Annotated in this window: 12 protein-coding genes and 1 pseudogene; 7 read left to right on the top strand and 6 right to left on the bottom strand. The window is 62.4% G+C overall.

Features of this window, described 5'->3' with window-relative positions; genetic code table 11:
- Positions 1–23: 23 nt before the first annotated feature.
- Positions 24–1,706: a methyl-accepting chemotaxis protein CtpM gene (gene ctpM, locus AC1RBR_RS09750; RefSeq protein WP_492564057.1), complete on the bottom strand. Its 1,683-nt coding sequence runs from the start codon at positions 1,704–1,706 to the stop codon at positions 24–26.
- 197 nt (positions 1,707–1,903) lie between these two features.
- The gene (locus AC1RBR_RS09745; RefSeq protein WP_492564056.1) at positions 1,904–3,223 is read right to left on the bottom strand and encodes a Na+/H+ antiporter family protein; all 1,320 of its coding nucleotides are present in this window, start codon (positions 3,221–3,223) and stop codon (positions 1,904–1,906) included.
- A gap of 265 nt (positions 3,224–3,488) precedes the next feature.
- On the opposite strand from AC1RBR_RS09745, the pseudogene AC1RBR_RS09740 reads away from it, so the two are divergent.
- Positions 3,489–4,961, top strand: a pseudogene (locus AC1RBR_RS09740) (cache domain-containing protein); the annotation flags it as partial.
- 102 nt (positions 4,962–5,063) lie between these two features.
- A complete protein-coding gene (locus AC1RBR_RS09735; RefSeq protein WP_371262551.1) occupies positions 5,064–5,819 on the top strand; it encodes a methyl-accepting chemotaxis protein in 756 nt (251 codons plus the stop codon).
- Between the two features lie 122 nt (positions 5,820–5,941).
- Here AC1RBR_RS09735 and AC1RBR_RS09730 read toward each other — a convergent pair whose 3' ends face one another.
- Genes AC1RBR_RS09730 through AC1RBR_RS09715 form a run of 4 tightly spaced genes read right to left on the bottom strand, consistent with a single transcriptional unit; the run spans position 5,942 to position 8,543 of the window.
- Positions 5,942–7,255 (bottom strand): ATP-binding protein, encoded by a 1,314-nt coding sequence (locus AC1RBR_RS09730; protein WP_166495644.1) that lies wholly within the window; start codon positions 7,253–7,255, stop codon positions 5,942–5,944.
- Entirely contained in the window at positions 7,252–7,920 is a 669-nt protein-coding gene (locus AC1RBR_RS09725; RefSeq protein ID WP_095138728.1) for a response regulator transcription factor, read from the bottom strand. Before AC1RBR_RS09725 ends, AC1RBR_RS09730 begins: the two co-directional genes overlap by 4 nt.
- Before the next feature lie 3 nt (positions 7,921–7,923).
- A complete protein-coding gene (locus tag AC1RBR_RS09720) occupies positions 7,924–8,235 on the bottom strand; it encodes a PepSY domain-containing protein (RefSeq protein WP_007915591.1) in 312 nt (103 codons plus the stop codon).
- Positions 8,235–8,543: a PepSY domain-containing protein gene (locus AC1RBR_RS09715; protein WP_095138727.1), complete on the bottom strand. Its 309-nt coding sequence runs from the start codon at positions 8,541–8,543 to the stop codon at positions 8,235–8,237. Before AC1RBR_RS09715 ends, AC1RBR_RS09720 begins: the two co-directional genes overlap by 1 nt.
- Before the next feature lie 245 nt (positions 8,544–8,788).
- Here AC1RBR_RS09715 and AC1RBR_RS09710 point away from each other — a divergent pair, with 245 nt between their 5' ends.
- The 5 genes from AC1RBR_RS09710 (at position 8,789) to codA (ending at position 14,102) form a co-directional block, all read left to right on the top strand.
- A complete protein-coding gene (locus AC1RBR_RS09710) occupies positions 8,789–9,868 on the top strand; it encodes a patatin-like phospholipase family protein (protein ID WP_492564052.1) in 1,080 nt (359 codons plus the stop codon).
- A gap of 95 nt (positions 9,869–9,963) precedes the next feature.
- Entirely contained in the window at positions 9,964–10,320 is a 357-nt protein-coding gene (queD, locus tag AC1RBR_RS09705) for a 6-carboxytetrahydropterin synthase QueD (RefSeq protein ID WP_003223505.1), read from the top strand.
- A 202-nt stretch (positions 10,321–10,522) separates the two neighbouring features.
- Positions 10,523–11,335, top strand: a complete 813-nt coding sequence (locus AC1RBR_RS09700; protein WP_492564049.1) for an alpha/beta fold hydrolase — start codon at positions 10,523–10,525, stop codon at positions 11,333–11,335.
- Between the two features lie 245 nt (positions 11,336–11,580).
- The gene (gene codB, locus AC1RBR_RS09695) at positions 11,581–12,852 is read left to right on the top strand and encodes a cytosine permease (RefSeq protein WP_492564047.1); all 1,272 of its coding nucleotides are present in this window, start codon (positions 11,581–11,583) and stop codon (positions 12,850–12,852) included.
- Positions 12,853–12,866: 14 nt separating this feature from the next.
- The gene (gene codA / locus AC1RBR_RS09690) at positions 12,867–14,102 is read left to right on the top strand and encodes a cytosine deaminase (RefSeq protein WP_492564045.1); all 1,236 of its coding nucleotides are present in this window, start codon (positions 12,867–12,869) and stop codon (positions 14,100–14,102) included.
- Positions 14,103–14,159 lie beyond the last annotated feature (57 nt).

Here is a 14,159-nt window from a genome sequence, read left to right as displayed (position 1 = left end):
ACAATGGTTTTTTGCGGAGTTTTTTAAATGCGGAACTGGCCCACCAGCTTGCCCAACCGCTGCCCAAGCTCTGCCAGACTGCGCGAAGTCTGCGCGCCCAACTGGGTCTCGTCCGCCACGCTGTCCACCGCCACCGCGATCTGATGCACGCTGCGGTTGATCTCTTCGGCCACCGCCGTTTGTTCCTCGGCCGCGCTGGCGATCTGCGCGTTCATCGAGTTGATGGTCGCGATCAGATCGGCCATCGCGTCCAGCGACGCCCCGGCCTGATTGGCCTGCGCCGAGGTGCCATCGCCCGCTTCACTGGAACGGCGCATCGCCTCGACCGCCGACTGCGTACCCGCTTGCAGGCGATCAATCATGCCCTGAATCTCCTGGGTGCTGATCTGCGTGCGGCTGGCCAGCGCCCGCACTTCGTCCGCCACTACCGCAAAGCCGCGCCCGGCCTCCCCGGCCCGCGCCGCTTCAATCGCCGCGTTGAGCGCCAGCAGGTTGGTCTGCTCGGCAATCGAGCGGATCACCCCGAGCACACCGACAATTGACGACACGTCCTGCTGCAGGCTGTCGAGCGACACGCCGCTGCTGCGAATGTCATCCACCAGCGCATGAATCTGTTTGATGCTGCCGGCCACCACGCGTTTGGCGCTCTGGCCTTCTTCGTCGGTCTGCTGCGCAGCGACCGCGGCGTTCTGCGCGCTCTTGGCGACTTCCTGGGCGGCGGCGGACATCTCGTTGATCGCCGTGGCGACCTGATCGGTCTCGTGGCGCTGACGCTCCATCGCCTGATCGGAACGTTGGGCCTGATCGGAAACCTGGGTCACCAGGCCGGTGAGTTGCGTGGTCATCTCGGTGATCTGCCGCACCAGGCCGTGGATCTTGTCGACGAAGCGGTTGAACGAGCCGGCCAGTTCGCCGAGTTCGTCCTGGCTGGTGATGTTCAACCGGCGGGTCAGATCGCCCTCGCCCGCCGCGATGTCGTCGAGGTTGGCTTTCATCAGGTTGAGCGGGCGCAGAATGGTGTTGGCCAGCAGCATCCCCGCGATGGCAATCACCAGCAGCACCAGCACCGCCACGCCGACAATGCTGAGGATCACGCCTTGCATGCGCTCCTGCACTTGCGCCTCGACCACCGCCACTTGCGCTTCAATGCCGTCGAGGTTGACCGAGGTACCGACCGCCATGTCCCACTTCGCCAGGTACTCGGTGTAGCCGAGTTTCGGTACCAGCACGCTGGCATTGCCCGGCAGCGGTGAGCTGTATTGCAGATAGTGGGTGCCGTCTTTCGCCACTTTCACCAGCCCGAGGTTGACGTAGACGCCATTCGGGTCGCGGTTGTCCTTGAAGCTTTTGCCCACGCCTTCGGGGTCGTTGGCCTTGAACAGGCGCACGGTCTCGGAGTCGTAGCCGAAGAAGTAGCCGTCCTTGCCGTAGCGGATGCCCGAGAGCAACTTGATCGCCTGCGCCCGCGCCGCGTTGTCACCGGGGGCGGCTGCGTCGTACAGCGGTTTGATCGTGGTCATGGCCACGGCGACGTAACTTTGCAAGGTGGCCTTGGCGTCGGCGAGCAAGCGCTCGCGGGTCTGCTCGACCTCGGTGTGCGCCTGCTGCTGGAGGATGAACAGCATGGTCAGGCTGATGACCAGCGCAAAGAGCAGCACCGGCAGGACGGCAAGGGACAGGACTTTGGCCTTGAGACTCAAGCGCATTGGGGGGCTCACTCTTTTGGTTTTATTGGCGTGGTTAAAGGCTTTAACGGCACGCAATAGCAAAAGTTGAGCTTCGACTTGACCCCATCCCCTGTAGGAGTGAGCCTGCTCGCGATAGCGGTGTATCAGCCACTACATCTGTCGACTGATACATCACTATCGCGAGCAGGCTCACTCCTACAAGGGGTATGTGGTGATCAGAGGACCATCGCCGCCACCCAGCCGAACGCCAGCAGCGGCAAGTTGTAGTGCACGAAGGTCGGAACCACGGTGTCCCAGATGTGGTGATGCTGGCCATCGACGTTCAGACCCGAGGTCGGGCCCAGCGTCGAGTCGGAGGCCGGCGAGCCGGTATCGCCCAATGCCCCGGCGGTGCCGACGATGCACACGATGGCCATCGGGCTGAAGCCCAGTTGCACGCACAGCGGCACGAAAATCGCCGCCAGAATCGGCACCGTGGAGAACGACGAGCCGATACCGATGGTCACCATCAGGCCCACCAGCAGCATCAACAGCGCACCGATTGCTTGGCTGTGATCGATCCACGCCGCCGCGCTTTCCACCAGCGAGCGCACTTCGCCGGTGGCTTTGAGCACTTCGGCGAAGCCCGAGGCGGAGATCATGATGAAGCCGATCATCGCCATCATCTTCATGCCTTCGGTGAACAGGTCGTCGGTCTCACGCCACTTGACGATACCCGAGGCCGAGAAGATCAGGAACCCGGCCAGCGCACCGATAATCATCGAGTCCAGCAGCAACTGAATGATGAACGCGGCGGCAATCGCCAGGCCGGCAATGCCAATGGTCTTTGGGTTGTACGCCACGCTGACTTGCTCGACCTGTTCGATCTTCTGCAGATCGTAAACGCGCTTCTTGCGATAGCTGAAAAACACCGCCAGCAACAGGCCGAAGACCATGCCCAGCGCCGGAATCGCCATGGCGTGCATGACGTTGATCTGGCTGATATCGACCCCGGCCTTGCTGACGTTGGCCAGCAGGATCTGGTTGAGGAAGATGTTGCCGAAACCCACCGGGAACACCATGTACGGGGTGATCAGGCCGAAGGTCATGACGCAGGCGATCAGCCGGCGATCCAGCTGCAACTTGGTCAGCACATATAACAGTGGCGGCACCAGCAGCGGAATGAACGCAATGTGGATCGGCAGGATGTTCTGCGAGGCAATCGCCACCACCCACAGCAGGCCGATCAGCAGCCACTTGACGCTGCCGCCGCCCGTCGAATGCTGACGATCGACCATCGCCAGGGCCTTGTCGGCCAGCGCATGGGCCAGGCCGGACTTGGCAATCGCCACGGCGAAAGCGCCGAGCAACGCGTAGGACAACGCCACCGTCGCCCCGCCACCCAGGCCGCTGTTGAACGCCTTAAGCGTGGCGTCGATGCCCAGACCACCGGTCAGGCCACCGACCAGCGCACCGACGATCAGGGCGATCACCACGTGCACGCGGGACAGGCTGAGGATCAGCATGACGCCGACCGCAGCAATCACTGCATTCATTTCACTACCTCAAAAACACTGCGATGAAATATCACCGCCAGACAGGATGAGTCCGCCAACGGTTAACCGGCGGATTTGCAAAGAGGGTCTTATTAGAAGGGCGCGCACTGTGCCGCAGAGTGGCGGCGGTGTCAAAGCGAGCGGCTGAACTGAATGTAACTGCCAATGCACAACACGGTGATGCGCAGGAGATCCCTGTGGCGAGGGAGCTTGCTCCCGCTCGGCTGCGCAGCAGTCGCAAACCCGGTAGACGCGTTATGCCTGAATGACCGCATCAGCAGGATTTGGGGGCGCTACGCACCCCAGCGGGAGCAAGCTCCCTCGCCACAGGGATCTAAATGTCACTCAGCTGCGGCAATTAGTCATATTGCACTTGAACAATAAAGAAAGCCGAAGCGCGGCCGTTACAGTGCAAAGTCTCAGATATTTATCGAATAAGGACGTCTCCATGTCGCTCAGACAACTTTCCATTCAATGGAAAATCACCCTGCTCGCCGGCCTGTGCCTGGCGGGCATCGTGACCCTGCTGGTGGGTCTTTCGCTGTACCGCATGGAGCACAGCTCCGAGCTGGTGAAGGCTTCGAGCATGGAGATGCTGACCGAGTCGGCCCAGGCGCGCATTGAATCGCAAGGCGAAGTGCAGGCTGCCGGGATTCGCCAGCAATTCATGGATGCCTATCAGTACGGCCACGGCTTCTCGCGTCAGGTGCTGTTCCTGCGTGAACAGGCCGAGAAGCGCTTCCTCGACGCCTTCGACCTGCGCGAAGACATGACCCGTCAGGTCAAGTCCGCCCTGCAGGCCAACCCGGATCTGCTCGGTCTGTCGCTGGTGTTCGAAGCCAATGCGCTGGATGGCAAGGATGAACTGTTCGCCGGTCAGGCCGAACTCGGCAGCAACGACAAGGGCCGCTTTGCCCTGTACTGGTCGCAGCCGACCCCGGGCAAAGTCACCTCGATGGCCCTGCCGGAAAGCGACATGGCCGACACCAGCACCGGCCCCAGCGGTCAGGCTGCCAACGCCTGGTTCACCTGCCCGCGCACCACGCTCAAGCCGTGCGTGATCGAACCGTACTTCTACGTGATCGACGGCCAGAACGTGCTGATGACCAGCATCGTCTTCCCGCTGATGGTCAACGGCAAAGTCATCGCCTCGCTGTCGGTGGACATCAATCTCAACAGCCTGCAGGCGATCAGCCAGGGCGCGAGCAAAAAACTCTACGACGGCCAGACCGCCGTGAGCATCATCAGCTCCACCGGCCTGCTCGCCGGCTACAGCCCGGACGCCAGCAAGCTGAGCAAGCGTCTGGATGCCGTGGACACCGTCAGTGGTGCCGAACTGTTGCGTCAGCTCGCGGCCAGCAGCAGCGTCAGTAGCCTGCACAGCAACGGCCAGTTGAAAGTGCTGTCGCCGTTCCAGCCGATTCCCGGCGGCCCGTCGTGGGCCGTGTTGCTCGACGTGCCGGAAAAGGTGCTGGTCAGCCGCGCCGAAGCGCTCAAGCAGCAACTGGATGCGAGCAACAACTCCGGCACCCTGATCGAACTGAGCCTCGGCGTGCTCGCGGCGTTGGTCGGCCTGCTGCTGGTGTGGCTGATGGCGCGCAGCGTGACCAAACCGATCCTCGGCGTGGCCAATATGCTGGAAGACATTGCCAGCGGCGAAGGCGATCTGACTCGACGTCTGGCCTATGACAAGCAGGATGAACTCGGTCAACTGGCCGGCTGGTTCAACAAGTTCCTCGACAAGTTGCAGCCGATCATCGCCGAGGTGAAACGCTCGGTGCAGGATGCGCGCAACACCGCCGACCAGTCCTCGGCCATCGCCACCCAGACCAGCGCCGGCATGGAGCAGCAATACCGTCAGGTCGATCAGGTCGCCACTGCCTCCCACGAAATGAGCGCCACCGCGCAGGACGTTGCACGCAGCGCCGCGCAAGCCGCCGAAGCGGCCAAGGACGCCGACCGCGCCACCCGCCAGGGCCTGACCGTGATCGACCGCACCACCGCGAGTATCGACACCCTCGCCGCCGACATGAGCGCGGCGATGGTTCAGGTCGAAGGCCTGGCCGCCAACAGCGAGAAGATCGGCACCGTGCTGGAAACCATCCGCGCCATCGCCGAACAGACCAACCTGTTGGCGCTCAACGCGGCGATCGAAGCAGCGCGTGCCGGTGAAGCCGGGCGTGGTTTTGCCGTGGTCGCCGACGAAGTGCGCAACCTCGCCCGCCGCACCCAAGAGTCGGTGGAGGAAACCCGTCAGGTCATCGAGCAACTGCAGACCGGCACCCAGGACGTGGTGGGGTCGATGGGCAACAGCCATCGTCAGGCTCAGGGCAGTGTCGAACAGGTCGGGCAAGCGGTGACCGCACTGCGCCAGATCGGCGATGCGGTGACGGTGATCAGCGACATGAACCTGCAGATCGCCAGCGCGGCGGAAGAACAGAGCGCGGTGGCCGAGGAGATCAACAACAACGTGGCCACCATTCGTGACGTGACCGAATCGCTGTCCGGACAGGCCAATGAGTCGGCGCGCGTCAGCCAGTCGCTGAACAGCCTGGCGAATCAGCAGCAGAGCCTGATGGATCAGTTCCGGGTCTGAAAACCATCCGTCCCTGTAGGAGTGAGCCTGCTCGCGATAGCGGTTTGTCAGACACATTGATTTCGAATGTATCGGCGCAATCGCGAGCAGGCTCACTCCTACAGTTCTTTGGCAGGCCGGGGTTAGCGTTTAGGCAACTCGATCACCACCTTCAACCCGCCCCACTCACTCTCGCCCAACACCAGCAACCCGCCCCACGTCTCGACAATATCGCGCACAATCCCCAGCCCCAGACCATGCCCGTCAGTCTGCTCGTCGAGCCGCGTGCCACGGCTGAACACCTGAGTGCGTTGCTCTTCAGGAATCCCCGGCCCGTCATCTTCAACGCTCAGGGCGTAGCCGTCAGTACGTTCGATCACACTCAGACGCACCTCGGCGTCCGCCCATTTGCAGGCGTTGTCCAGCAGGTTGCCGAGCAGCTCCAGCAAGTCCTCGCGATCCCAGGGCAATTGCAGCCCCGGCGGCGCAACGTAGCTCAGCGCCAGATGCTCGCCGTGGATCATGTTCAGCGTCGCCAGCAGTCCCGGCAGTTCCGCATCACAGTCGAACAGCGCACCGGGCAGCGCATCTCCGGACAACCGTGCGCGATTGAGTTCGCGATTGAGCCGCTGTTGCACTTGCTCCAGTTGCTCCTTGAGGATTCGGCGCAACTCCGGGTGGGCATCGAGTTTCTCGCTCGACGCCAGACTCAGCAGCACCGCCAGCGGGGTTTTCAGCGCATGTCCGAGATTGCCCAGTGCATTGCGCGAGCGCTTGAGGCTGTCTTCGGTGTGCGCCAGCAAATGGTTGATCTGTGCCACCAGCGGCTCCAGCTCCACCGGCACCTGATCGTCCAGTTGCGAGCGCTGGCCCTGCTGCAACTGGGCGATCTGCTCGCGCGCGCGCTCCAGCGGCTTCAACGCGCGGCGCACCGTCAGCCGTTGCAGCAGCAGAATCAGCAGCAAGCCGGCCAGCCCCAGTCCGAGGCCGATCTGGCGCATGCGTTGGAAACTCTCGCGCACCGGGGTGTAATCCTGCGCAACGCTGATCGAGATCGACTGCCCCAGCCGGCGATAGTCCGAGCGCAATACCAGCAACTGCTGACCGTCCGGCCCCAGTTGCAGGTTGCTGTGCAAACCCGGGTGCTCCAGCAGCGGCAGATCCTGATCCCACAGCGAACGCGAGCGCCAGTGGCTGTCGGCAAAATCGATGCGGAAGTAATGCCCGGAAAACGGTCGCTGATAGGCCGGCGACAGATGCCGCTCATCCAGTTGCAACCCTTGCGGGCCACGCACTAGCGCGACCAGCAGGCTTTCGCTGTCGTTGCGCAGACCGGCTTCGAGATAACGCTGCAAACCGACTTCGAACAACCACAGGCTGGTTTGCGCCAGCACCAGGCCGACGATCACCATCACGCTGATCAATCCCAGGCTCAAACGGCGCTGGATCGACCTCACGAAGCTTGCCCGCCGAACAGGTAACCCTGGCCGCGACGGGTTTCGATCACCGCTTTGCCGAGCTTGCGCCGCAGGTGGTTGACGTGAACTTCGAGGACGTTGGAGTCACGCTCGGTCTCGCCGTCGTAGAGGTGCTCGGCGAGGTGGGTTTTCGACAGGATCTGTTCCGGGTGCAGCATGAAATAACGCAGCAGGCGGAATTCGGCGGCGGTCAGCTGAATCTCGCTGCCGTCGCGAATCACGCACTGGCGGCCTTCATCCAGGTGCAGGCCGGCGGCCTTGAGCGTCGGCTGGTTGGCCTGGCCCTTGGAGCGGCGCAGCAACGACTGCACCCGCAGGTGCAGTTCTTCAGGATGGAACGGTTTGGTCAGGTAATCGTCGGCGCCAGCCTTCAGGCCTTCGATGCGCTCGGCCCAGGAATCGCGAGCGGTGAGGATCAGCACCGGGGTCGCCAGGCCACCGGCACGCCACTGCGCCAGCACCTCCAGCCCGGGAACGCCGGGCAGGCCGAGGTCGAGAATGATCAGGTCATAGGGCTCGCTGCTGCCCTGATAAACCGCATCGCGCCCGTCCGCCAGCCAGTCCACCGCGTAGCCTTGGCGCTGCAGGCCGGCGATCAGTTCGTCGGCCAGCGGCACGTGGTCCTCCACCAGTAGCAAACGCATCGGTCAATCTTCCTTGTCTTTCACGAGTTCGCCGGTATCGGCCTTCAGGTGCAGCTCACGGGCGACACCTTCGACGGTCAGCAACTCGACTTCATAAATGTAGACGTCGTGTTTTTCTTCCAGCTCGACTTCCAGCAGTTTTGCGCCGGGGTAACGGTCCATCGCCTGCTGCAGCACTTGCTCAAGCGGCAGAATCACGCCCTGCTTGCGCAGATCAAGCGCTTCGTCCGGACCGAGATCGCGGGCCATGGCCGTCGAACAACACATCACCAGCGCCAGCGCCGTGCGGCGGGTGGCGCGAACATTAACCTTCATTACGTATCCTGATGATCCTTGAGAACCTGCCCAGTCACAGCGTCCAATTCCAGGTCCCACTCCAGCCCTTGCGGATCACGCATTTCGATCTGATAGATGTACTTGCCGTACTGCTCTTCCAGCTCGGTATCGGTGATGGTCGACCCCGGATGTTTGGTCAGCGCCGTGGCGTTGAGCTTCTCGAAGGAGACGATAGTACCAGCGTCGCGCAGGCGCAGGGCTTCATCGGGGCCAAGATCGCGGGCATGGGCGAGGCTGGCGGTCAGGCCGATGATCGAGGCAATGGACAGGGCAGTCAGGGTTCTCATGGGTGTCTCCGTATTTTTATGTGCAGCTACGGTGGGCACCATAGCGGTGCGAACTTAACTGAAACTGAATTGCCATCATTGCCCCAGAGCAATACCTTTCCCCTGTAGGAGTGAGCCTGCTCGCGATTGCGATGTGTCATTGAGCATTGATATGTCTGATACACCGCTATCGCGAGCAGGCTCACTCCTACAGTGTTTTGTAACATGTGCTTATAATTGTTCGCTTGCTAACGATCGAGACCGGTATGACTGCCATCCACATCAAGTTCCCCGCCCTTACCCTCAAGGCCGGCCCACGGGCCATGGCGCGCATTCGCGCTCAGGGTCTGAACGCCGCTGACGTCGGCACCCTGCCCGGTGCGGCCGGCGGGCCGAAGGCTCTGGGGATTCAGGGGCTGGACCTGGCGTTGTTCGGTGAATGGCTGCCGAGCGCGCCGCGTGAGCGCTCGCTGATCGGCGCGTCGGTCGGTTCCTGGCGCTTCGCCAGCGCCTGCCTGCCGGACGCCGCCGAAGGCATCCGCCGCCTCGGTCAGTTGTACGCCGAGCAGAATTTCAACAAAGGCGTGACCATGGCCGCGATCAGCGCGAGCTCGCAGCGCATGCTCAATGACCTGCTCGACGGCCGCGACGCCAGCATCCTCAACAATGCCGACTACCGCCTGAACATCATGGTGGTGAAAAGCCACGGACGCCTGGCCGACGATCATCGTGGCCGCCTCGGTCTGGCGCTGGGTTCGGTGATCGCCGATAACCTGCGCGGTCGCGCGCGGCTGTCGCGGCACTTCGAACGGCTGATCATTCACGACCCGCGCCTGGCGCCGCCGGTGAAGGCGCTGAATGACTTTCCGTCGCGCTTCGTCGCCCTCAATGCGGGCAACCTGCGCCAGGCGCTACTGGCCTCCGGCTCGATCCCGATGGTCATGGAAGGCGTACGTGACCTGCCGGGCGCCGGTGCCGGCACGTTCCGCGATGGCGGGCTGCTCGACTATCACCTCGACCTGCCCTACAGCGGCGACGGCATCGTGCTCTATCCGCACTTCACCGACCGGGTGATTCCGGGCTGGTTCGACAAGACTCTGCCCTGGCGCAAGGCCTCGGTCGAGCGCTTGCAGGACGTGCTGTTGCTCGCGCCATCGAAGGAATATCTGGCGCGCCTGCCCTACGGCAAACTCCCGGATCGTAACGACTTCAAGCGCTTCATGGGTGATGCGCCGAGCCGCCAAAAGTACTGGCACGCGGCGATGGACGAGAGCCGCCGACTGGGCGACGAGTTTCTCGAACTGACCACCAACGGTCGCCTCGTCGAGCGCTTGCTGACCCTTTAGTCAGTGTTTTCCCGCATCGCCAAACACAAGCTGGTAAACTCGCCGCCTGCCCGAATCGCTGCGGCGAACGCCACCTGAACAGAGCCGAAAATACTGTGGAAATCTTCAAGGAATTTACTTTCGAATCCGCCCACCGCCTGCCGCACGTACCGGACGGCCACAAGTGCGGACGCCTGCACGGTCACTCGTTCAAGGTGGCGATTCACCTGAGCGGCGACCTCGATCCGCACACCGGCTGGATCCGCGACTTCTCCGAGATCAAGGCGATTTTCAAGCCGCTGTACGAGCGCCTGGATCACAACTACCTGAACGACATTCCCGGCCTGGAAAACCCGACCAGCGAAGTCCTGGCCAAATTCATCTGGAATGAAATGAAGCCACTGTTGCCGGAACTCAGCGCGATCCGCATTCACGAGACCTGCACCAGCGGTTGCATCTATCGCGGTGAATAATTGAACACAAATCCCCCTGTAGGAGTGAGCCTGCTCGCGATAGCGGTTTGTCAGACACATTGATTTCGGATGTGCCGACGCTATCGCGAGCAGGCTCACTCCTACAAAGGATCTGTGTTTGTCAGGAAAATAGAGAACAGCCTTCACGGCTGTTTTTTTATGCCTATGCTTTTTGGCTAAACCCCGCCAAGAGGACAGGCCGATGACAGACTGGCTGCTGGATCAGGTCTTCGATTTCAATGGGCATCCGGTGCGCCACGCCGTGCGCGGTGACGGCCCGCCACTGGTGTTCGTGCACGGCACGCCGTTCTCGTCTTACGTGTGGCACCGCATCGCGCCGCATTTCTTTGCCAGTCATCGGGTGCATTATTTCGATCTGCTGGGCTACGGACGCTCCGCACAACCGGACGCCGACGTTTCCCTCGGCGTACAGAATCAACTTCTCGCGCAGTTGCTCGATCACTGGAACATCCAGCGCCCGGACGTGGTCGCCCATGACTTCGGCGGCGCCACCGCGTTGCGCACGCATTTGCTCAATGGCAGGGACTACCGCAGCCTGACGCTGATCGATCCGGTGGCGCTGACGCCGTGGGGTTCGCCGTTCGTGCAGCATGTGCGCCAGCATGAAGCGGCGTTCAGCGGCCTGCCCGATTACATTCAGCGCGCGATCGTCCCGACTTACATTCGCGGGGCGATTCACCGCGACATCCCCGACGCAGAACTGGCGCCCTACGTGCAACCGTGGCTCGGCGAACCCGGGCAAGCGGCGTTCTATCGGCAGATCGCGCAGATGGACGAGCGCTACACCCGCGAGGCCGAACCGCTGTACCCGAACATCCGCTGTCCGGTGCAGATTCTCTGGGGTGAAGCCGATCAGTGGATTCCCATCGAGCGGGGTCTGGCGTTGCACCAGATGATCCCCGGTTCGCAATTTCACCCCATCGCCAACGCCGGCCACCTGGTCCAGGAGGACGCCCCGGAAGCCATCGTCGCCGCCCTGCTGCGCTTCCTCTGACCCCCAACACAGTTCAAAACGGTGGGAGCGGGCTTGCTCGCGAAAGCGCTGCATCAGTCGCCACCTGCAATGGCTGACCCGGCGCCTTCGCGAGCAAGCCCGCTCCCACATTGGGCCTGTGTGCGTTCTGGTGCACTGCTTTCGCGCCGAAATCCCTGACTCGGCTATACATAATCCGCATAACGGTATTTGGCACGACCACTGCAACTTGCTTCGCGTCTCCCCAATCCAGCAAGGAACGCCCCATGACGCAGAACGATCCCGGCAACGATTACCCCCTCAGCGAAGTCCCGATGCACGCGCGAAAAGGTCTGGCCTCGACCGCCATGGTGTTACTGGGATTCACATTTTTCACCGCAACCATGTTTGCCGGCGGCAAGCTTGGGGTCGCCTTCAGTTTTGGCGAGATGATGGCGGTGATCATCGTCGGTAACCTGCTGCTCGGTCTGTATGCGGCAGGCCTCGGTTATATCGCCTTCAAGAGCGGGCTTAATTCGGTGCTGATGGGGCGTTTCTGTTTTGGTGAAGTCGGCAGCAAGCTCAGCGACCTGATCCTCGGTTTCACCCAGATCGGCTGGTACGCCTGGGGTACTGCGACCGCCGCCGTGGTGCTCGGCAAATACTTCGATCTGGAGCAAGGCGCGGTGCTCGGTTTGATGGTGCTGTTCGGCCTGGTGTTCTGCGCCACGGCGTATGTCGGGTATCGCGGTCTGGAGATTCTGTCGTACATCGCGGTGCCGGCGATGATGTTGCTGCTGGTGCTGTCGATGTGGGTCGCGACGGTGAAAGTCGGCGGCCTCGAAGGTTTGCTCAGCGTGGTACCGACGGGTTCGCTGGACTGGTCGACCGCCATCACCTTGGTCTTCGGCACCTTCGTCAGCGGTGCGACCCAGGCGACCAACTGGACCCGCTTCTCACGCTCGGCACGGGTTGCTGTGCTGGCCAGCCTGATCGGATTTTTCATCGGCAATGGCCTGATGGTGCTGATCGGCGCCTACGGCGCGATCGTCTATCAGCAGCCCGACGTGGTTGAAGTGTTGCTGCTGCAAGGTTTCGCCATGGCCGCAATGGCCATGCTGCTACTGAACATCTGGAGCACCCAGGACAACACCATCTACAACTTTGCCGTCGCCGGCTGCAACCTGCTGCGCACCGGACGGCGCAAAACCGTGACCCTGGCCGGCGCGGTGATCGGCACCCTGCTCGCCCTGCTGGGTATGTACGACATGCTGGTGCCGTACCTGATTCTGCTGGGCACGGTGATTCCGCCGATTGGCGGGGTGATCATGGCCGACTTTTTCTTCCGCTGGCGCGGGCGCTATCCGCGGCTGGCCGACGCACGGCTACCGGCGTTCAACTGGCCGGGGCTGGGGGCTTACGCGGTCGGCACGCTCGCCGCGTTCAACTCGCCCTGGGTCGCGCCGCTGGTAGGGATTGCCGCCGCCGCGCTAACGTATGTCATCGTCACCGGCCTGCTCGGCGCCCGTCGCGCCAGTGCGCCACTACCAGACCTATAAGAAGGATTCGCCTGATGCACATCATCAACGCCCGACTGCGCAACCAGGACGGTTTGCACGAATTGCACCTGGAAGACGGCCTGATCCGTAGCATCGGCCGCCAGACCGAAGCCCCGACCCTCAACCCCGGCGACCTCGACGCCGGCGGCAATCTGGTGGTGCCGCCCTTCGTCGAGCCGCACATCCACCTCGACGCCACGCTGACCGCTGGCGAGCCGCGCTGGAACATGAGTGGCACGCTGTTCGAGGGCATCGAGTGCTGGGGCGAGCGCAAGGTCACCATCACCGAAGAAGACACCAAAACCCGCGCCAGGAAAACCATCCAGGCCCTGGCCGCCCACGGCATCCAGCACGTGCGCACCCACGTCGACGTCACCGATCCGCAACTCACCGCACTCAAGGCGATGCTCGAAGTGCGCGAAGAAACCCGGCAACTGATCGACCTGCAAATCGTCGCATTCCCGCAAGAGGGCATCGAGTCGTTCCGCAACGGTCGCGAGCTGATGGAGGAAGCGATTCGCATGGGCGCCGATGTGGTCGGCGGCATTCCGCATTTCGAGTACACCCGTGATCAGGGCGTCAGTTCGGTGAAGTTTCTGATGGATCTGGCCGAGCGCACCGGCTGCCTGGTTGACGTGCATTGCGACGAGACCGACGACCCGCACTCGCGCTTTCTTGAGGTGCTCGCCGAAGAGGCGCGCAGCCGCGACATGGGTGCGCGGGTCACCGCCAGCCACACCACGGCAATGGGCTCTTATGACAACGCCTACTGCGCCAAACTGTTTCGCCTGCTCGGGCATTCCGGGATCAGTTTCGTCTCGTGCCCGACCGAAAGCATTCACCTGCAGGGGCGCTTCGACAACTTCCCGAAACGCCGTGGCGTGACTCGCGTGAATGAATTGCTGGAGGCCGGGATGAACGTGTGTTTCGGCCAGGACTCGATCGTCGATCCTTGGTACCCGCTGGGCAACGGCAACATCCTGCGCGTGCTGGAAGCCGGTTTGCACATCTGCCACATGCTCGGCTATCGCAACCTGCAGAACGCGCTGGATCTGGTCACCGACAACAGTGCCAAGGCCATGCACCTGGGCGAGCGTTATGGGCTGGTAGAGGGGCGCCCGGCGAACCTGCTGATTCTGTCGGCGGACAGCGATTACGAAGTGATCCGCAGCCAGGGCCTGCCGCTGTATTCGATTCGCGGCGGCAAGGTGTTGATGCAGCGGAAGATGCCGGTGGTGGAGTTCGTCTAGGATAATCATATCGGCGTCGCGATGACGCCGATTTTCCCCCACCTCGATGGACGCTTT

The organism is Pseudomonas sp. GW823-FHT01D03 (genome assembly GCF_058798255.1).
Note: the sequence above shows the minus strand (reverse complement) of the source record. Positions and strands in the feature narration are given on the sequence as shown.

Excerpts from the sequence above, each read along its gene's own strand:
- AC1RBR_RS09720 (WP_007915591.1), bottom strand. The coding sequence starts at position 8,235 with ATGAAGGTTAATGTTCGCGCCACCCGCCGCACGGCGCTGGCGCTGGTG.
- AC1RBR_RS09710 (WP_492564052.1), top strand. The coding sequence starts at position 8,789 with ATGACTGCCATCCACATCAAGTTCCCCGCCCTTACCCTCAAGGCCGGC.
- ctpM (WP_492564057.1), bottom strand. The coding sequence starts at position 1,706 with ATGCGCTTGAGTCTCAAGGCCAAAGTCCTGTCCCTTGCCGTCCTGCCG.
- AC1RBR_RS09725 (WP_095138728.1), bottom strand. The coding sequence starts at position 7,920 with ATGCGTTTGCTACTGGTGGAGGACCACGTGCCGCTGGCCGACGAACTG.
- AC1RBR_RS09715 (WP_095138727.1), bottom strand. The coding sequence starts at position 8,543 with ATGAGAACCCTGACTGCCCTGTCCATTGCCTCGATCATCGGCCTGACC.
- codB (WP_492564047.1), top strand. The coding sequence starts at position 11,581 with ATGACGCAGAACGATCCCGGCAACGATTACCCCCTCAGCGAAGTCCCG.
- codA (WP_492564045.1), top strand. The coding sequence starts at position 12,867 with ATGCACATCATCAACGCCCGACTGCGCAACCAGGACGGTTTGCACGAA.
- AC1RBR_RS09700 (WP_492564049.1), top strand. The coding sequence starts at position 10,523 with ATGACAGACTGGCTGCTGGATCAGGTCTTCGATTTCAATGGGCATCCG.
- AC1RBR_RS09745 (WP_492564056.1), bottom strand. The coding sequence starts at position 3,223 with ATGAATGCAGTGATTGCTGCGGTCGGCGTCATGCTGATCCTCAGCCTG.
- AC1RBR_RS09735 (WP_371262551.1), top strand. The coding sequence starts at position 5,064 with ATGGAGCAGCAATACCGTCAGGTCGATCAGGTCGCCACTGCCTCCCAC.